The 19198-nt window shown below is 41.8% G+C and carries 14 protein-coding genes and 1 tRNA gene; 3 read left to right on the forward strand and 12 right to left on the reverse strand.

Features of this window, described 5'->3' with window-relative positions; translation table 11 throughout:
* Positions 1–136 precede the first annotated feature (136 nt).
* From FO442_RS16500 to FO442_RS16510, 3 genes are all read right to left on the reverse strand, one after another.
* Complete coding sequence (locus FO442_RS16500) at positions 137–436, reverse strand: hypothetical protein (RefSeq protein ID WP_144334323.1); 300 nt, start codon at positions 434–436, stop codon at positions 137–139.
* Positions 437–642: 206 nt separating this feature from the next.
* A tRNA-Met gene (locus FO442_RS16505) sits at positions 643–715 on the reverse strand.
* Positions 716–881: 166 nt separating this feature from the next.
* Entirely contained in the window at positions 882–1544 is a 663-nt protein-coding gene (locus tag FO442_RS16510) for a glycoside hydrolase domain-containing protein (RefSeq protein ID WP_144334324.1), read from the reverse strand.
* Between the two features lie 190 nt (positions 1545–1734).
* Here FO442_RS16510 and yiaA point away from each other — a divergent pair, with 190 nt between their 5' ends.
* From yiaA to der, 3 genes are all read left to right on the forward strand, one after another.
* Positions 1735–2136, forward strand: coding sequence for an inner membrane protein YiaA (yiaA, locus tag FO442_RS16515; RefSeq protein ID WP_144334325.1), 402 nt, complete (start codon positions 1735–1737; stop codon positions 2134–2136).
* Between the two features lie 193 nt (positions 2137–2329).
* Positions 2330–3205: a GTPase Era gene (gene era / locus FO442_RS16520; RefSeq protein ID WP_144334326.1), complete on the forward strand. Its 876-nt coding sequence runs from the start codon at positions 2330–2332 to the stop codon at positions 3203–3205.
* Between the two features lie 53 nt (positions 3206–3258).
* The gene (der, locus tag FO442_RS16525) at positions 3259–4569 is read left to right on the forward strand and encodes a ribosome biogenesis GTPase Der (RefSeq protein WP_144334327.1); all 1311 of its coding nucleotides are present in this window, start codon (positions 3259–3261) and stop codon (positions 4567–4569) included.
* Positions 4570–4658: 89 nt separating this feature from the next.
* On the opposite strand, the gene FO442_RS16530 is transcribed toward der, so the two are convergent.
* The 9 genes from FO442_RS16530 to FO442_RS16570 form a co-directional block, all read right to left on the reverse strand.
* Entirely contained in the window at positions 4659–5300 is a 642-nt protein-coding gene (locus tag FO442_RS16530) for an MBL fold metallo-hydrolase (protein WP_144334328.1), read from the reverse strand.
* The gene (locus FO442_RS16535) at positions 5300–8962 is read right to left on the reverse strand and encodes a PKD domain-containing protein (protein WP_144334329.1); all 3663 of its coding nucleotides are present in this window, start codon (positions 8960–8962) and stop codon (positions 5300–5302) included. The genes FO442_RS16530 and FO442_RS16535 overlap by 1 nt, the downstream gene beginning before the upstream one ends.
* A gap of 12 nt (positions 8963–8974) precedes the next feature.
* Positions 8975–9385, reverse strand: coding sequence for a hypothetical protein (locus FO442_RS16540; protein WP_144334330.1), 411 nt, complete (start codon positions 9383–9385; stop codon positions 8975–8977).
* Positions 9386–9519: 134 nt separating this feature from the next.
* Positions 9520–10179, reverse strand: a complete 660-nt coding sequence (locus tag FO442_RS16545) for a phosphatase PAP2 family protein (RefSeq protein WP_144334331.1) — start codon at positions 10177–10179, stop codon at positions 9520–9522.
* Positions 10179–11630 carry an RNA polymerase factor sigma-54 gene (gene rpoN / locus FO442_RS16550; RefSeq protein WP_144334332.1) on the reverse strand — a complete coding sequence of 484 codons (1452 nt, stop codon included), beginning with the start codon at positions 11628–11630 and terminating at the stop codon, positions 10179–10181. The genes FO442_RS16545 and rpoN overlap by 1 nt, the downstream gene beginning before the upstream one ends.
* 90 nt (positions 11631–11720) lie before the next feature.
* Entirely contained in the window at positions 11721–13172 is a 1452-nt protein-coding gene (gene asnS, locus FO442_RS16555; protein ID WP_144334333.1) for an asparagine--tRNA ligase, read from the reverse strand.
* A 124-nt stretch (positions 13173–13296) separates the two neighbouring features.
* Positions 13297–13719, reverse strand: coding sequence for an AEC family transporter (locus FO442_RS16560; RefSeq protein WP_144334334.1), 423 nt, complete (start codon positions 13717–13719; stop codon positions 13297–13299).
* 65 nt (positions 13720–13784) lie between these two features.
* Positions 13785–15761: a 1-deoxy-D-xylulose-5-phosphate synthase gene (gene dxs, locus FO442_RS16565; protein ID WP_425460009.1), complete on the reverse strand. Its 1977-nt coding sequence runs from the start codon at positions 15759–15761 to the stop codon at positions 13785–13787.
* A gap of 95 nt (positions 15762–15856) precedes the next feature.
* Positions 15857–19189 carry a T9SS type A sorting domain-containing protein gene (locus tag FO442_RS16570; RefSeq protein ID WP_144334335.1) on the reverse strand — a complete coding sequence of 1111 codons (3333 nt, stop codon included), beginning with the start codon at positions 19187–19189 and terminating at the stop codon, positions 15857–15859.
* Positions 19190–19198 lie beyond the last annotated feature (9 nt).

Below are 19198 nucleotides of genomic sequence, written 5' to 3' on the forward strand. Positions count from 1 at the left end.
CTTTAAAATACTTACAATCTGAGCCTCTGTAAATCTCGATTTTTTCATAATTCTGACAATTTAAATCTATATTTTTAAACTGTCTGATTTTTAGGGAAGTTTACATTTTTAGGGAAGTTTACATTTTTAGGGAAGTTTACAAAACGGGGAAGGTTACATTATCCTTGTACTGACTTAACAAATCAAACAATTTATATTGTGTGTTTATTATATAAACTTCACCATTAATCTTCTCGCAAACGATTTGATTTAAATTACCTGGAAAATCTATGAGCTTATGATGGCGAATGAAACTTTCTAACGAATAACGGGCGTCCTTCAGACAAAATAGCTTTTTCAATAATAAGACACCTGATGGAGTTGACCCACTAATAACAGCTTCACTGAATTCTAATTCAATTCCTAATTTTTCTTTTACTTTTTCTTTAAAAATCAATATGTTAAAGTTTAAATTATTAATATTTTAAAGTTCGGTATTTAGATTCTATTTAGAAAATATATTAGGTTTTTGATAATGTGAATCACTTCACTCACTCTCTATTCTCACACTGAGAAAAAAAGCGTTTGAGGAATGGGTGTGAGAGTGAGACCAGAGGGAAAGAAAAAAGCGTAACCACTTTCGTAATTACGCTTTTTTCTTTGTAGCGGGGACACGACTCGAACGTGCGACCTTCGGGTTATGAGCCCGACGAGCTACCAACTGCTCCACCCCGCAATATATCTTTTAGAATATTTCTTGCTATTTCACTAATTCAACAGACGTTCCTGTTAAATGTGGTGCAAAGATACACACTTTTTAGCGTTCTGCAAGTATTTTACGAAAGAAAACTGCTAAAATTCCCAAAAAAGCCTCGAAAAGCTCCTTTTTCAGTCAGTAACTTTCAAATCTTCAGCCACAGAACTGTTCCTCCCAATTGATCCGTCATGGTGGTGTCTTTGTCAATGGAAACACCGCATACCGGATCTTTCGCAAATGACTGGGCCATTTGATAACCCCGGCTTGGAATTGGCGGAACCTGGCTGAGCGACTTCCAGTAATGTTGGTATTTCAGGGAGCTGTACAATTGATCTCCATTGAGGATACAGGCAGCGCCTACGTAGATTCCGGGAATATAGCCCGCCGCAAAGACTGCGTCATACCACGCATTGGAATAAGCAATAACCGTTTGGGCAGAAGTTCCCGATGCAATTCCTTCCAGATCCATCCACAAGTTCATCCCGGTCGGTAATCCGATAGATGCCGCATTATAAGCCGCGTTCGTTCCGTATTCTGTTCCTAATAAGGCAGAGGGTGTCCAACCTTGCATGGAAACATGCTGTACGGCACCCAGCGCTAATCCCGATTCAAGAATCGTTTTGGCTTCCGTGTAACTCAGATCACCGGGTTGTTGCCCGTGTCCGCGCGACAGGTATCTGAAACAGAATGCATAGCCATTGGTTACAAAACAGGAAGCAGATGTGGCATTGAGTACGGTATTTGTATCAAATCCACTCAAACCCGGGGCGGCACTTTGCACGGAGCCCGGAAGAGTTGGTGTAGTCATGAATACTGGTTATTAAGTTACAATTAGCAGAAACAATCCATTTTCCTGCTACGGTAAATATACACTTTCCTTCCTAATACAAACACAGCAGTACGGAAAATCGCAACACACTCTGTTGAAGTATTGCTAAACCGTTTTACTAAATTGTTAGCGAAGTACATCTTTGTCTAAACTTTTAAAACTTAAAACGATGACTCAGAAACCTTCATTTGCATTTATTGCTGCCAGCTGGGTAGCCTTCGGAACGGGATTGATCGGATACTTCAGCGGCGTATTCGGGAACAAGGAACTTCAATTAACAGACAAAGGATATTACTTTACGGTGATTATGTTTGCCCTATTTGCGGTAATCAGTGTGCAAAAAAGTGTACGCGACCGCCTGGAAGGAATTCCGGTAACAGACATCTACTACGGGATCAGCTGGTTTTGTACCGTTCTTTCCATCGCTTTACTAATCATCGGTTTGTGGAACGCACAGATGTGGGGAAGCGAGAAAGGATTCTTTGCCTTTTCGTTTGTACTCGCCCTTTTCGGAGCAATTGCCATCCAGAAAAATACCCGCGATGCCATTTCCAAAGAGAAACCATTCTAAATCAATCATAAAATGAAATGAAACCTGTTTGTTGGGGCCGGCTGAATGAAGTCGGAGCCTGATAGACAGGTTTTTATGTTTTGAATAAACTCCTGATCGTCAATCGGAAATTTCAAATTATTAACGCAGGAATTCGCGCGTTTCGGCCATTTTTTAGAATAAGAAGCGTACCTTTGCACCAAATTTCTAAGATATGTCTCACAAATCAGCTTTCGTAAATATTGTCGGCAGCCCCAATGTTGGTAAATCGACGCTTATGAACGGATTGGTTGGTGAAAAGCTTTCCATCGTTACTTCCAAAGCACAAACTACGCGTCATCGTATTCACGGATTGGTGAACGGCGATGATTACCAGATCGTGTTTTCAGATACTCCCGGAGTAGTCAATGCTTCGTATAAGCTACATGAAGCGATGATGAGTTATGTGGAAAGTTCATTCAAAGATGCGGATATTTTGCTCTTCATTACGGACATGAGCGAAAATGAAATGAATCACAAAGAGACCCTGGAGCGCATTGTAAAATTGCGTATACCGGTTTTACTGATCCTGAATAAAATTGATTTGGGAGATCAAGCAAAACTGGAAGAGCGCGTGCAATACTGGAAAGAAAAAGTACCGAACGCGGAAATTATTCCAACTTCTGCCTTGCACAAATTCAATATTGACGTGATTTGGAACCGCATCCTGGAATTGGCGCCGGAAGGACCGGCTTACTTTGAAAAGGATGAATTATCCGATCGCCCGGTACGCTTTTTCGTTTCGGAGATGATCCGTGAAAAGATCTTTTTGCATTGCGACAAAGAAGTCCCGTACGCATGCCAGGTGGAAATTGAATCATATAAAGAAGCAGAGAACATCACGCATATTCGTGCCCTGATTATCGTAGAGCGTGATTCACAAAAAGGAATTATTATCGGGAAAAAAGGCGATATGCTGAAACGCATCGGCCGTGATGCCCGCCTGGATATGGAAGCTTTCTTAGGTCAAAAGGTATTCCTGGAGACTTTCGTAAAAGTGGATAAAGACTGGAGAGCCAGTGAACAAAAATTGAAAAAGTACGGGTATTAAGTCCCGGGATTATCTATAACGCAGTGCTGTGAAGTACGTCTAAAAAACAAAAAATGGGAAATATAATTGCCATCGTAGGACGCCCGAATGTAGGAAAGTCCACCCTGTTTAACCGCTTAACCGAAAGTTCTCACGCCATCGTCAAAGAAGTCAGTGGTGTGACCCGCGATCGGATTTATGGTCGTGGTGAATGGAACGGGATTCCCTTTTCGGTAATCGATACCGGAGGTTATGTCAAGGGTTCCGAAGATATTTTTGAAGGAGAAATCCGCAAACAGGTTGAAATTGCGATTGAAGAAGCAAATGTGATTCTGTTTGTCGTGGATGCTACAACCGGAATCGTGGATCTGGACGAAACGGTTGCAGGTATTTTGCGCAAATCCAAAAAGAAGGTACTGGTCATTGCCAATAAAGTAGACAACAATGACCGTGTCGGTATGTCAGCTGAGTTTTGGTCTTTCGGACTCGGTGAAGTGTTCGATCTATCAGCTGCAAACGGTTCCGGAACAGGAGAAATCCTGGATGAGGTCGTTCAGTATTTTGACAAGGAGGACCCGCGCGGAGAAGAAGAAGCCAATTTACCACGAATTGCAGTTGTGGGAAAACCCAATGTGGGAAAATCTTCCATGATCAATGCACTGACCGGCGAAGAACGGAATATTGTAACGAATATTTCCGGAACGACCCGGGATTCCATCGATACACGTTATAAAGCATTCGGTTTTGATTTCATGCTGATCGATACCGCGGGGATTCGCAAAAAGGCCAAAGTAACGGAAGATATCGAGTATTATTCTGTTTTGCGTTCCGTGCGCACCATTGAAGATTCGGATGTATGTATTTTCATGATCGATGCAACGGAAGGGATCCAAAAGCAGGATCTGACGATTTATTACATGATCGAAAAAAACCACAAGGGAGTGGTTGTGTTGGTCAATAAGTGGGATTTGGTAGAAAAAGATACCATGACTGCCGTAGAATACGAAAAGAAATTGAGAAATGATCTGGCACCTTATAACGATGTTCCGATCATTTTTACTTCTGCATTAACGAAACAACGTATTCATAAAGCGTTGGAAAAGGCTATGGATGTGTTTGAAAACCGCACCAGAAAGATCTCCACTTCCGAATTGAATGATGTTTTATTGCCGATCATCGACAGTAATCCACCTCCCTCTTTGAAAGGAAAATATGTGAAGATTAAATATGTGCAGCAGCTTCCAACGCATGCTCCTGCATTTGCATTCTTCTGTAATTTACCACAATATATTCCGGATTCGTATAAGCGTTTCCTGGAAAACCGTTTGCGTGAGATGTACAATTTTGAAGGAGTTCCGGTTCGGATTTACTTCCGTAAAAAATAATTACCATGGTAAGTGGTGGATAATCTTGCACTTATCCCAAAAAGAAAAAATCCCTCGCTTTGACGAGGGATTTCTGTTTTAATTTCCGTTTAAAACTGATGAATATAATTCGTCCGTTTCTCTTCTCCTATTGTTGTTGTTGGTCCATGCCCCGGGTACACTACCGTATTATCAGGCAACGTAAAGATCCGTTCAAAAATAGTTTTCTTCAAAACCTCCATAGACCCGCCGGGCAAATCCACTCTTCCGAAACTTCCTTTGAACAAAATATCTCCACCGATCAGCAAATGATCTGCTTCGCTGTAAAAAGCAACGTGTCCCACAGCATGTCCGGGACCAAAAATTACCTTTAATTCCAACTCGCCAAATTTTAAAACCTGCTTGTCTGTCAGATAATCCGTCGGTTCCGGAGAAGGTACATACGCCGTTAATCCGTACATCTGAGCCGATCGTTCTGCAAAACTCAGTGTAAACAACTCTTCTTTGTGCGCCATTAAAGGAATGTTAAAATGGTTTACAAAAAAGGCATTCCCGGTAACATGATCAATGTGGCAATGTGTATTCAATACTGCATGTACCTTCAGATTGTGTTCCCGGATGAAATCGATCCATTCCTGTTGTTCATAACGGTCATAGCAACTTGGGTCGATAATGACTGCATCACCCTGCTCATTATAAACGATCGACCCGTTCTGTTGAATGGGATTGCCTGTAAAAACTGCTACTTTCATTAACGCATCACATTGATATATCCGTTAAAGGTATACTTTTTATCGCTGATTAATTCCTTGGTTTCCAAAATCCAGTTGTACTGTCCGTTCGGAACAATTTTCCCCTGGTAGGTTCCATCCCACGCTCCTTTCGGATCATTGCTTTCCCAAACTATTTCTCCCCAGCGATTGAATACCTGTAAATTAAATTGTTGGATGTCAATTCCGTCAATATGAAGGAACCATGTCTGGTTGAACTCATCACCGTCCGGAGTAAAGGTATTTGGTGCATATAAAATCACATCACTGATTACCTGAGCAATTTTGGTTACGGAATCAATACATCCGTGCTCGTTTGTAACTGCCAGTGTTACTTCATAATTTCCAACAACTCCTTCAGGCAAATCAATACCCGGATTCTCAAAAGAAGACTGATTCGGTTCTGCTCCGGGAATGGACCAGCTGTATGACACTACATCTGTTGAGCTGGTGTTATTCAGTAAAATATGTGTTTCAAAAATTGTAGTCGGATTCGGTGAAATATTGAAATCCGCAACCGGTTTGTCGTACACTGTAATCATATCCGTGAACGTATTCGAATAGGTGCATCCTGTATCGGAAACAGAAACAATACTCACCGTATACACTCCCGGATACTCATAGGTATGCGAACAGGTGTCCAATGCGTTTGTAGTGATTACCGGTGATCCGTCACCAAAATCAATGGTATTCAAAAGTGGCGCTCCCGGGCCGGGAGTATCATTGGAGAAGATGACATGATGCGGATAACAACCGTCTGAATCATCCGGGGTAAGTACTAAATCCAATGGCTGAGGGACAATAATAGTCATACACGCACTATCGGGTGCAGACCCGCAAGCTTCTGTTAACACCACACAATATTGCATTGTTGCAACGGTATTCACGTTGATATTCGGGCCTGTTCCCAGGATTCCGGTATTTGTAACCCAGGTAAATGTATACGCCGTTGAACCTCCGGTTCCTGAAGCACTCAATGCTGAAGCATCACCCGAACACGTTACCAGGTCGGGTGTAATGGAAGTAATTGACAGGGCAGCCGGTTCGGTGATTACAAAATCAACCGTATCGGTGCAGCCACCAATATTGTAAACGATCACCTGGTAATTTCCGGCTGCGAGACCATTTACTACGAATGGAGTTGGGATCGGAGTATTCGGACCCCCATTTAATGAATATTCCGTAGCATTTGTAGCTGTTAATGCCGCCGATCCATTTGCTATTCCGTGGCAATTTGCCGCCGTAGGAATTGCGGCAACTGTCGGATTAATTTCTGTAACTGTAATGGTAGCCGAGGAAATGCAGCCATTTGAATCTACCTCATATTTATAAATTCCCGGATTCATTGTAATCGGATCATAAGGCATGGTAACTGTTGCTCCTGCCTGGTTTTTCCAGGTTCCATTCGGAGAAGCTCCAGGTCCAAGAAGCGGGAATAAATCCATTGGAGCTCCCTGAGCACAGATTGTCAATGTGTTGTTTGTTCCGGGAAACGCCGAAGCAGAAATATTGACATCTACCTGGTCTGTCGTCGCACACAATGGATGTCCTGTCGGATAAACTGTCAGGGTCAACGTAGTATTCGCGTTTACGGTAGCTATCGGATCTAAGATCGCCGGATTGGAAACAGCACCTGCCGGAGTCCATGCATAAGTTAGATTCCCCAGGCAGTTTCCGGTTAAATTATGTACCGTTGTAGAAGCATTTCCATTTGCACCGTCAGATAGAACAACCGTGCCGGAAGCATCCAATACTTCGTATGAACATTCATTGATAAACGAGCCGGCTCCATCAAATTGAACTGTAAATGCAGCTCCGTTAGGAATCGATAGGGTATATGAAGCGGTCAGTCCACCGGGAATTGTAAAGTTGGAAGTAACCCCATTTACCGTTACCAGCAGGTTGTTTCCGTTCCAGCCATCTCCCCAGGAATCCTCGAGATTAAATGTATAATCACAACTATTATTTCCACCAACGATATTTCCGTCCAACTGGATCGGTGTTCCGTTACAAATGGTGGCATCAGGACCTGCATCAGCCTGTGGATTATCATTAACCGTTACTGTTACTGTTGAATCATTCTGACAGCCATAATTGTCTAAAACCATGTAGGTATAAGTGTATGTTCCTGCTGCTGTCGGGTTAACAGTCAGCACATCGCCATTGGGAGAAACCGAAGCAAACGTTGCCGGCATTACCCAATAAGAGGAATCACTTCCCAACCCGATTTGAGGCTCAAAAACAGTTACCGGTGGATACAGGGAAGGATCCAGGTTGATATCGAAGGAGAACAAGGTCCCGTCATCAGCAGCCCAGTTATCAATGACGGTCAAGGTCCAGATTCCGTTTAGCGGACAGCCGATCAAATTCGTAAATGACTGAATCGGTGCATAATTCCCAGCCGGGATTGTACCCCCAAAACCATTGTTATTCGCCCAATCAACCCAGGTTTCCGTCGCCGTAGGAGTAAAACAATACGTATAAGGAATTCCTTGCGTTGACGGATCACTGCAATCTACATTGTCTAATGGATTCGGTTCACCGATTTGAGTACCGCCTCCACCTTGCTGGTGCAAAATCTGATTCTGACCATTCGGACACTCAACGATGATTACCAAATCTCCCATGAATGAATGCTCGAGACCCAAACATAAACTTTGAATATCACTCAATTGGGTAATCGTGGACCCTGCAGCAAATCCAGTCTGCATGATTTGTACATCCTGGGAAACACCCAATAATGTATCCGGTAAACATCCGTCATCAATTGTTTGAGAGCCCGGGAAACCATTCCAAAGAACTTCGTAAAAATCAGGATTTGCCGTAAATGTAACGTTCTCTCCCAAACACAAGGTTGTATCTCCCGGGAATCCGATAAACGATGGAATGGTTGCTACAAAAACCTGTAAATCGATTAAGTTGGTATTTCCGCAACCATTGTTATCGGTTACAAATAACTGCACCAAATATTGTCCGGGAGTGTCAAAAGCATGAGAAACCGTTGAACCTGTCGCTGTACTTCCGTCCATAAAGTCCCACTCATAATTTGCAAGGGTAAAACCCGGAGCAGCGGACGATGCGATACCAGAGAAATCAACAACATCTCCAACGCAAACACGTGTACTATCCAACGTTTCGCCATTCACAATAACTCCTGCAGCAGTTGGGGTTGCACAAGGTGTAGTACACGTAGCACTCGCTGTGAACATTCCTGTTCCAACCGTATTTGACCGGAATCGAAGGGTGATGCATCCTGTCGGATTTAGAGCAGTCGCCATGATCACCACTCCTTGCAATTGGTTCCCCGAGTAAGTCCCAAGAGTCGGTGCTGCAGTAGAGTTTCCATCATATACGTCCATGTAATCCACATTCGTAATGTTCGGAGCAGGGTTGTCATCTGTATTACTCAACTGAAATAAATTGAAAACAATCGAAATAATATCTCCCGGAGTATCGGGACATATCGTAATAACGATAGTTTCGTTATTTCCATACCCGGGACCTCCTTGTCCTCCGGAATCAATAATAAACCCGTTACAGGTGCTGAATGTCTGGTTATTGCTAGCCGGAGACATTGGAATATTCATCTGGGAAAATGCATTGCCAGCCAATGCCAGCATTAGCAGAATCAAAAAATTCTTCATAATTAATCAGGTCTATTTAGTATTTAGGGAACTTGTGGTAAAAGCCTTTGTAATTTCAGGAATGGCATAAAAAACCAGGACACGTTCTTTATCTATTTGCACGTATTGTCTTTCCGATTTGGATAACTTAATCCCTAAATCATAAAAGTTAAAGTTGGATGTGCCGAGATTCAGGATATCCGCATCTGTTAAATAAACGTCTTTTTTGATCAAATTACGCTGCTCCTTCGAAAGTGATTTTTTGGGAACAATTTCATAGGAATGGTCCAATTCAAATAAGAGGTAATTGTATGAATTCTTATTGTATTCATACATTTTTTCGGCTTCTTTGCCTTTGTTTTTGAGGATTCTTGAATCAATTGTCTGGGAGAAAGACACTGATACGGAAATAAGGAATCCTGCCAGGATAATTAGTTTCTTCAACGCGGTTTGTTTTTAGTTCTGTACCTGACAGACAACAAAAAGCTGGAAAGGTTGTCACCAGGTAAAACAAATTTAACAAAAAAGACCGTTTTCTGTCGGCTTACTTCACAACAAACAGCCTGATTCTTTAAATCCTAATAATACAGGAAGAAGAATTTGATTCCCAGCACGAGACCTGCAAAACCAATCGCAAATCCTGCCACCAGTTGAGTTAAGGAGTGTAATTTCAGGTACATCCTCGCTGACATAACCACTCCACTTGCAATGAAAGCAAGGATCAGAATCCACATTGGGAAAATGAGCATTTCACTATAATACATGTAGAGAAATCCTGTCAGAATACCCATACCTGCCGCATGAAGTGAGACTTTCCAACGGAAAGTAAGGACGGTACAAACAATCACTGCGATCAGCGAACCGAATGACAGTCCAAAAATAAAACGGGCCCCAGGAAGGCCTTCCGGAACTTTGAACAACAAGATTGCCAGTAGAGAAATTCCGAACAAAATTGTCATGATTGCCGGAATGATGCGTTCGGTTCTTTTTTCCATCATCACAGAAGTTACCGAACCGCGTGTTTGGAGAAACAAAACTGTTAACGCCGGTGCGAGAAATGAAAAGGAAGTAAACAGGTACAAGAAAAATTCCTTCGCACGCGGATCCAATGAAAACAAGCTCTCTTCCTGGTAAAAACCGGCTTCCCAATTTTCCACATACATGGCGATCACTACCGCATATACGGGCGCCAAAAGCGGCAGGAAAATCCACGAAAGAATCTTGGAGATGCTTTTCATTACAGTTCTTTTCTTAAACGCGCTACCGGAACATTCAATTGTTCCCTGTATTTTGCAATGGTTCGTCTGGCAATGTTGTATCCTTTATCATTAAGCAATTTTGCCAAGTGTTCGTCCGTTAGCGGTTTCTTTTTGTTTTCTGCTTCAATGGCATCGGTCAGGATTTTCTTTACTTCCCTGGTTGAAACCTCTTCACCCGAATCCGTTGAAAGTGATTCGGAGAAAAAATATTTCAGGGAATAAACCCCGTATGCCGTTTGGACGTATTTCGAATTTGCTACACGCGAAACCGTTGAAATATCGAGTCCTACGATTTCTGCAATATCCTTTAGGATCATCGGTTTCATATTTGTTTCATCACCGGTCAAAAAGAAGTCGTACTGATACATCATAATGGCATGCATCGTAGTATAAAGTGTTTGCTGGCGCTGACGAATCGCATCGATAAACCATTTTGCACCTTCCAGTTTCGTTTTGACAAACAACAAGGCGTCCTTGTCGGCTTTGGATGTTTTCGCCCCTTCACTATAACTTCTCAGCAACTGTTCGTATTCCTTCGAAACCTTTAAATCAGGTGTATTTCTGCCATTGATTGACAATTCAAGTTTTCCGTCAAATTCCGCGATCATAAAATCCGGGATCACCTGCTGAATACTTTTTGAATTATCTTTCAACGAACCTCCCGGCTTGGGATTCAGCCGGATAATCGCATCAATTGCCTCTTTCAGGTCTTCATCCTCAATTTCGAGTTTCTTCTGGATCTTATCGTAGTGTTTTTTGGTAAATTCTTCGAAATGATCCTCCAGGATTTTTTTGGCGGTAAACAAGGTAATGTTTCCTTCCTGGATGCGTTCGATCTGGAGCAACAGGCATTCTCTCAAATCACGTGCACCAATTCCTGCCGGATCCAATTCCTGAACAATTTTCAGGACGTGCTCTACTTCCTCCTCGGAAACCAGGATATTGGAAGAAAAGGCCAAATCATCCACAATTGCATCCAGTTCACGGTTCAAATAACCCGACTCATCCAGGTTTCCAATGATGGTATCTGCAATCTGAAATTGGGTATCATCCAGGTCTAACAGGTGTAATTGCTCTGTCAACTTATCCTGGAAAGAAGAATCAACGGAAAGCGGCACGCCACGTTCTTCATCGTCCTTGCTTTTATTGTTTACCTGCGTTTTGTAATCGGGTGTATCGTCATCGAAGTAATCACTGATGTCGAAATCGGTATCGAATTCGTTCTCGTCATCCTTGTAATCGTCCTCGGGATCGTTATCGTATTCGTCCACTTCTTCAGCTCCTTCGTCCAAAGCAGGATTTTCCTCTAATTCCTGTTTGATACGCTGGTCCAATTCCATCGTAGGGACCTGCAGCAATTTCATCAATTGAATCTGCTGTGGGGAAAGCCGTTGTTCCAGTTTTTGGGTGAGCTGTTGCCTAAGTGCCATGAATTATTTCTTCTCCTAAATATACGTCGTAATTCCCAATTACGAATTGTGGATTACGAATTTTGAACTGTTTTAACCTTTGAACTTATTTTAAAACTCCGCATTCTGCGGTGTTCTCGGGAACGGAATCACGTCACGGATATTTGTCATACCGGTTACGAACATCACCATTCTTTCGAAACCTAATCCGAAACCGGCATGCGGAACCGAACCAAAACGACGCGTATCCAGGTACCACCACAATTCTTCTTCGTGAATTCCGAAATCGGCACATTTTTTCTTCAATACTTCCAAACGCTCTTCACGCTGAGAACCACCGACCATTTCACCGATTCCAGGGAATAAAATATCCATCGCCGCAACGGTTTCTTTTCCCGGTTCGCAGCCGTCGTTGGCGCGCATGTAGAATGCTTTGAATGACGCAGGATAATCAGTAATGATCACCGGACGCTTGAATTCTTTTTCCACCAAATACCGTTCGTGCTCCGATTGTAAATCGGTTCCCCAGTTTACATCGTACTTGAATTTTTTCTTCTTGTAGTGGTTTGAATTCATCAATACATCGATCGCCTCTGTATAGGTAATGCGCTTGAAATCATTCGTTGTAACAAACTGCAGACGCTCGATCAGCCCGAGCTCATTGCGCTCGTTCTGCGGTTTCGACTGTTGTTCCTGTGCTTCCCGCTCATTGAGGAATTTCAGGTCATCCGCACAATTCTTCATCACGTATTCACAAATGTATTTCAGCATGTTTTCAGCCAAATCCATGTTGTCGTGAATATCGTTGAATGCCACTTCCGGTTCGATCATCCAGAATTCAGCCAGGTGGCGTGAAGTATTGGAATTTTCGGCACGGAAAGTCGGACCGAACGTATAGATCTGGCCCAAAGCCAAAGCCGCCAATTCCCCTTCCAACTGACCGGAAACGGTTAGGTTTACAGCTTTCCCAAAGAAATCCTCCGAGAAGTTTACAGAACCGTCTTCATTCAACGGCGGGTTTTTCGCATCCAGGTTGGTTACCCGGAACATCTCTCCTGCTCCTTCTGCATCCGAACCGGTAATAATCGGCGTGTGAATATAATAGAACCCACGATCATTAAAGAACTGGTGAATCGCATAACTCACGGCATGGCGCACTCTGAAAACCGCTCCGAACAGGTTGGTTCTGAAACGCAAATGTGCCTGTTCACGCAAGTATTCCAAACTGTGTTTTTTCGGCTGCATCACCGTTTTTTGAACTTCATCAGGATTCGCTTCACCGATGATCTCAATTTCTGAAACCTGCAATTCAACAGCTTGTCCGCTTCCTTGTGATTCAGTCAAAACACCGATTAACCCAACCGACGCCGCTGTGGTTATTTTTTTCAAAATTGCCTCGTCAAAATTAGCCGCTTCAACTACTGCTTGTAAATTATTAATGGTTGAACCGTCATTCAATTGAATAAAACGGTCGTTGCGAAATGATCGCACCCAACCCTTCACAAGGTACCTTTCCCCGACTTTCGGTTGACTTAATAAATCAGCAATTTTTATTCGTTTCATGTTGTTTTTCTATGAATTGCAAAAATAGGAAGAAAATTGAAAGCGAGTCGTGTGGAAGCGAGGTAGTTTACACAACTCCCTGCATTTTAATCTAATTTAGATAACGGATGAAAACCTACATTTTTTACAGTACAATCGAAGCAAATACCGCCAACGTAAAAAACGACATTTGATCCGTCACAGCAGCTATTGAAAGGTATTTTTCGCCATAATAAGCTGAAATTAACGGAAATCCAATGAAAGAAGTATTTCCCAAACCGGTAACGATCCAAAAAGCAGCTTTGGTTTTTCTATCGAAATGAAACCGTTTTGAAACCAATTCTGCAAGTAGCCAAGCCCCGATCCAACAAATCAACGGCGTAATTAACGGAATGATCAAATCAGTTGACCAAACAATAGTTGGAAGGTATTTGAGAGTTGCTGCTGGAAGTGCAACATAGATAATCCAACCGTTAATTCCGTGATGACTTCCTTTCGGGAGAACTCCAAATTTTCGAAGTACGAGGCCGGCAAGAAAACAAACTGCTATCAGAATAAAGTTGGACATTGCCCAATATTAGGGCTTATCGGCCAATCAGAATGAAAATAAATTGGTAAAATGGTATCGTTTTATTAACCTACTTCACTTTGGGACTGCTGCTCTTCAGAAGTCGAAATATTCAACAACTCCTTGACTTTTTCTGCGATGGATGTAGCATCAAAACCGCAATCAATATGCAACTCCTCCGGTGTTCCGTGATGGACATATTTATCCGGAATTCCCAATCGAACCACTTTTGAATGGTAGTCATTATCTGCCATGAATTCAACAATCGCAGAACCAAATCCGCCCATGATGCAACCGTCTTCGATCGTGATAACCTTGTCGAACTTGGTAAATATTTCATGTAATAAAGTCTCATCCAGTGGTTTCACGAAGCGCATGTCATAATGTGCCACAGACGCACCGGTTTCTTTCAGGGACAGAATGGCTTCCTGTGCAAAATTTCCCACGTGACCGATCGTAACCAATGCAATATCCTCTCCATTGCTTACTTTTCGTCCTTTACCGATCGGGATAGCTTTCATCGGTGTTTTCCATTCGGTCATGACACCGTTTCCACGTGGATAACGAATAGAAAATGGTCCGTGGTTTTCTGTCTGGGCGGTAAACATCAGGTTTCTGAGCTCCGCTTCATTCATTGGTGCTGAAACGATCATATTCGGAATGCTTCGCATGTATGCAATATCGTATGCCCCGTGATGCGTGGCTCCATCTGCACCTACCAATCCGCCACGGTCCAAACAGAACACAACAGGCAAATTTTGCAGCGCCACGTCATGCAATACCTGGTCGTAGGCTCGCTGCATGAACGAAGAGTAAATATTACAAAACGGTATCAATCCCTGAGTTGCCAATCCGGCAGAAAATGTGACTGCATGCTGTTCTGCGATTCCCACATCAAATGCGCGGTCCGGCATGGCATCCATCATGAATGTGAGTGAACATCCGGTAGGCATTGCCGGAGTAATTCCCATTATTTTTTCATTCTGTTCTGCCAACTCCACAATCGTATGTCCGAATACATCCTGGTATTTCGGAGGCTGTGGTGATTTGGGAACAATTTTGACAATTTCACCTGTTTCCTTATTGAAAACGCCCGGTGCATGCCACTTGGTCGGATTTCCTTCTTCAGAAAATTTATATCCGGCTCCTTTCCGGGTAATACAGTGCAGGATTTTCGGTCCGGGGATATCTTTCAAATCTTCCAATACTTTGGCCAAACCAATAGCGTCGTGCCCGTCTACCGGTCCGAAGTAACGGAAGTTCAATGATTCAAACATATTACTTTGCTTCAGGATAGATCCTTTCAAAGCACTGGATATTTTCGAAACAACAGATTGAGCATCCGGTCCGAACTTACTTACTTTTCCAAGCAATTTCCACACCTCATCCTTTACTTTATTATACGTATGAGACGTGGTGATGTCCGTCAAATATTCTTTCAAAGCACCCACATTGGGGTCAATAGACATGCAATTATCGTTCAAGACCACTAACAAATTAGCATCTTTTTCGAAACCCGCATGGTTCATTCCTTCGAACGCCATTCCTGCCGTCATCGCACCGTCACCAATCACGGCAATGTGCTGGCGGTCCTTTTCTCCCTTGTAACGGCTTGCAACAGCCATTCCTAAAGCAGCGGAAATGGAAGTGGATGAGTGTCCTACTCCAAAGGTATCGTACTCGCTTTCGGAGCGTTTCGGGAATCCGGAGATCCCGCCTTTTGTTCTGTTCGTATGAAAAACTTCCCGGCGACCTGTTAAGATCTTATGTCCGTAAGCCTGATGGCCAACGTCCCAAACCAACTGATCGTAAGGAGTATTGAATACATAATGCAGTGCAACAGTCAATTCCACCACTCCCAAACTGGCCCCGAAATGCGAGTTTCCAATTTCGGAAATCACATCAATGATGTATTGGCGCACTTCATCAGCAACTTGTGGCAATTGTTCCACAGTCATCTTATCCCTTAAGTCCTGAGGGATAATGATTTGTTCCAATAAGGGTCCTGCTTTATAAGGATGCATAAAATCAGTATTCGACATACAAATTTAAGTCTTCACATGTTGGTTAACAAACAAACGAAGGGTTTATTTCGTACTGATTTGAATTTAACGATTTTTTGGGAATTGGCGGACTATCAATTCTTAACAATTTTAAATACCTGGCTCTCATTCTCAGAATCCAAACGAATCAGATAGACTCCTTGAGGCCATGCAGATACATCCAGGTTATAAGTGGAATTTCCATTCAGATTTTGTGTTAAAATTAGTGTTCCAGATAAGGAATAAATAGAAGATTTATAGCTATCCGAAGGGTTCTCCGTTTTGATAGCAATTATCGAACTTGTTGGGTTCGGATAAAGGGTGATTTGTCCTTTTTGAACTTCTTCTAAACCAAGGTTTACTATATCAATGGTTTGTGACGAACTCGTGCAACCATCTGGGGTAGAAATTACCACGTAATAAGAACCACCTTCTGTTGGAGTAAAATATTGTTGATCTGCGCCAGGAATCGCTTCATTGGTTGATCCGTTTACCCATTGATAGTCAACTCCGCTAACTGATGCCGTCATTGTAACAAAATCCCAAAGAATGGAAACTTGCGGAGTAGAACACAACTGGTATTTGGCTATGAATCCATCGATATCATTATAACTTCTCACTGAATGTATATTCCCGGACGGATCCAGATCCATACTAATTGGGGCCACCTCACCTGTTACTCCAATTAAATCGTCTTTATAAGTTATACAAGTCAAATTCTCAGGTGACAATGTTCCAAATGAAAACACATTATTTATCTGTCCAGTCTCATTAAGATATACTAAAAAAATATCCCTAGATTCCTCAACAGATGTTCTATGAATATCCGGGTTCGCAGAAAATTGAATATCTCCCAGATACTGGCCACCAACCAAAATGTTATTCACACTGTCAATAATAAACGACTTGATTTCATTTACAGAGTATGTTTCGAAGGATTTTGCCCAAGTCAACTGTCCACTGCTGGTATATTTAGCTATAAAAGAATTATAACTATTTGATGTTAAATTATAAGTAGCAGAAGATGGGTCACAGTCTAATACTCCTTTGAAACTGCCTGCCAAAATAAGATTTCCTGTATTATCTTTTTTGAATTCATTGATATTAGGAGTATAAGTTGTGTTGAGAATTTTTACGTATCCAATATTTCCGGTATTAGAATATCGCGCAAAAAATGTGGCTTGAGGATTAATTGATGTATAGTTATTGACCCCTCCATTCAAATTCATATTAACAGTCCCGGAAAAAGAACCCGACAGATAAAAATTATTGGTTCCATCAGGTAGAATTTGAAATGAACGCTCAACACTTACTGATCCGAGTGAACGAATCCAAATCAATTCCCCATTTGCATCAACCCGAGCTACAAAGATATCTTCTGATGAGCCATTTGATACAAGCATCGATTCAACGCCCTGGAGATTAAAGAATATCGTGTCGGAGAATACCCCTGTCATGAAAATTTCATTATTTGTATTTAACTCAACATCCGTTACGCTTACAGAACCTGTTACTTCAGTGAAGATCTTTTTCGCCCAAATCAATCCTCCATTGTTGTCAAACTTAAAAAGTCCATGCTTGATACCTTGATCAGCAAGTGTGTCAGTATAATTATTCAGAGGAGTAGTGAATACCAAATTACCAATGTAAGAGATGGTCACAAGTACATTTTCATCTGAATCCAATACCGGTTCCAATGGGATGGCTGCAGTCACATTATTTCCTGAAAAACTGTGGGACCACATTAATTCATTCCATTGGTCATAATAAGATAAGTAAGCAGATCCTGTAGCAGATCCCGAATCTGAATATAATACATTGGTTGTCAGGTCCAAATCTACTTGTTGTCTATAATGACCTGTTACGAAACTACCACCCTGTCCATCAAAGACTATTCCGGTAGTTCTTTCACCTGAAGAAGTTATATCACCATTTGTTCCTATAAAAGAGCACCAATTAATTTCTCCAGTATTCAAAAAAGATGTTAAGAAATAGGTGTTTGTTTTTGGTGAATACAGTGTACTGCTGGTCTGATCCATATCAACCAAATTCCCGGCTTCACCAAGCACCACCAGATTTCCATCAGAACCGAAAGAAACTGCATAACCATATGATGAATTCTGGTTGGCGGGGTTCAGTCCTATTTCAAAGAAATATTCATGTTCCACGTTCCCAATTGAATCAAACTCCAAACGGCTCAGATCAGATTTGTTATCAAATGCTGGGCTGAAATGATTCAATGTATCATTTGCTGTATATATCGTGTGACTTTTTCTACTTAACATGTAACAATGTCCATTATCAGAAAGCACCACATCCCAAAAAGGCACATTATATGCCGAAGAAGTCATTTTGTTTACATAGACTAAATTACACATGTTGTCATACTTGACAACAAACACATTGTCTGTGGAGGATGCCGTAATCGTGTTTTGCCCTGATGTTACGGAAAAATCTCGAGTCCCTCCAAATTTACCCATTATGAGCATTTCTCCAGATTGATTCACCCTAAACTGCTGCAAATCTACCCAATCCAATCCAGTGCTCATCTTTGCCCAAGTAATTGACCCGTTCGCAGTATATTTACAGAAATAAATCCCAACATAATAAGAAGAAATCCCATAACTGGTATTTAACGGATATGACCCGGAATCAAAATCTGCATCTAAAACACCTGTAAAAACTCCGGATATACAAATATTCCCATTTGCATCACTCCCAATTCCACATACATTTAAGTCTGTGGGATAGTTGTAAGCAGTTGATTTCGCCCAAAGCACATTTCCATTGGTGGCAAATCTTGTCAAAAAGATATTATACGCGGAACCGTTAAGCAGGTACGGATTTCCAGGAGCTCCCAAGTCAATATTACCCTGAAAAGTTCCGGTAGCAATGACTTCATTGTTATTACTTAAGTTAAAGTGAAAATATTGTGCCCGAAAAGATTTGTGCCAAATTAGCGACCCGTTACTTGTATACTTGGCAAGGAATTTTGAATGCTGTCCACCCGAATGAATGATTTGATTTCCATTAAAGTCCAGATCAATAGAATCTGAGTATTCTCCACTTAAATACACATTTCCGCTTTGATCCGAATGAATATCCAATATGTCTGAATCTGTATCTAAAAATGTTGTTTTCTGCCATAATAACTGACCAGTCAATGAATATTTAGCAAGGAACACCTTCTCTTCTCCATCCAATGCCTGGATCAAATTTTCAGTTGACGAAGGATCCAAATCGATAATTCCATGAAATCCACCAGCTATATAATGATTCCCTAAAGAATCGGTTGTCATTTTCATATAGTGCATGGACCCATAATGATCCTTATTATGAAATGCTTCTGCAAAATCAAAACTTAATGAGTTCTGAGAAAAACTTACTGAGAATAAACCAGTAAAAAGAAGGAAGGTTATAATTTTCATAAATATATA

Origin of the sequence: Fluviicola chungangensis (genome assembly GCF_007558725.1) — a bacterium.
GTDB classification, from domain to species: Bacteria; Bacteroidota; Bacteroidia; order Flavobacteriales_D; family Crocinitomicaceae; genus Fluviicola; species Fluviicola chungangensis.

Excerpts from the sequence above, each read along its gene's own strand:
- FO442_RS16510 (WP_144334324.1), bottom strand. The coding sequence starts at position 1,544 with ATGACTACACCAACTCTTCCGGGCTCCGTGCAAAGTGCCGCCCCGGGT.
- yiaA (WP_144334325.1), top strand. The coding sequence starts at position 1,735 with ATGACTCAGAAACCTTCATTTGCATTTATTGCTGCCAGCTGGGTAGCC.
- era (WP_144334326.1), top strand. The coding sequence starts at position 2,330 with ATGTCTCACAAATCAGCTTTCGTAAATATTGTCGGCAGCCCCAATGTT.
- der (WP_144334327.1), top strand. The coding sequence starts at position 3,259 with ATGGGAAATATAATTGCCATCGTAGGACGCCCGAATGTAGGAAAGTCC.
- FO442_RS16530 (WP_144334328.1), bottom strand. The coding sequence starts at position 5,300 with ATGAAAGTAGCAGTTTTTACAGGCAATCCCATTCAACAGAACGGGTCG.
- FO442_RS16535 (WP_144334329.1), bottom strand. The coding sequence starts at position 8,962 with ATGAAGAATTTTTTGATTCTGCTAATGCTGGCATTGGCTGGCAATGCA.
- FO442_RS16545 (WP_144334331.1), bottom strand. The coding sequence starts at position 10,179 with ATGAAAAGCATCTCCAAGATTCTTTCGTGGATTTTCCTGCCGCTTTTG.
- rpoN (WP_144334332.1), bottom strand. The coding sequence starts at position 11,630 with ATGGCACTTAGGCAACAGCTCACCCAAAAACTGGAACAACGGCTTTCC.
- asnS (WP_144334333.1), bottom strand. The coding sequence starts at position 13,172 with ATGAAACGAATAAAAATTGCTGATTTATTAAGTCAACCGAAAGTCGGG.
- FO442_RS16560 (WP_144334334.1), bottom strand. The coding sequence starts at position 13,719 with ATGTCCAACTTTATTCTGATAGCAGTTTGTTTTCTTGCCGGCCTCGTA.
- dxs (WP_425460009.1), bottom strand. The coding sequence starts at position 15,761 with ATGTCGAATACTGATTTTATGCATCCTTATAAAGCAGGACCCTTATTG.
- FO442_RS16570 (WP_144334335.1), bottom strand. The coding sequence starts at position 19,189 with ATGAAAATTATAACCTTCCTTCTTTTTACTGGTTTATTCTCAGTAAGT.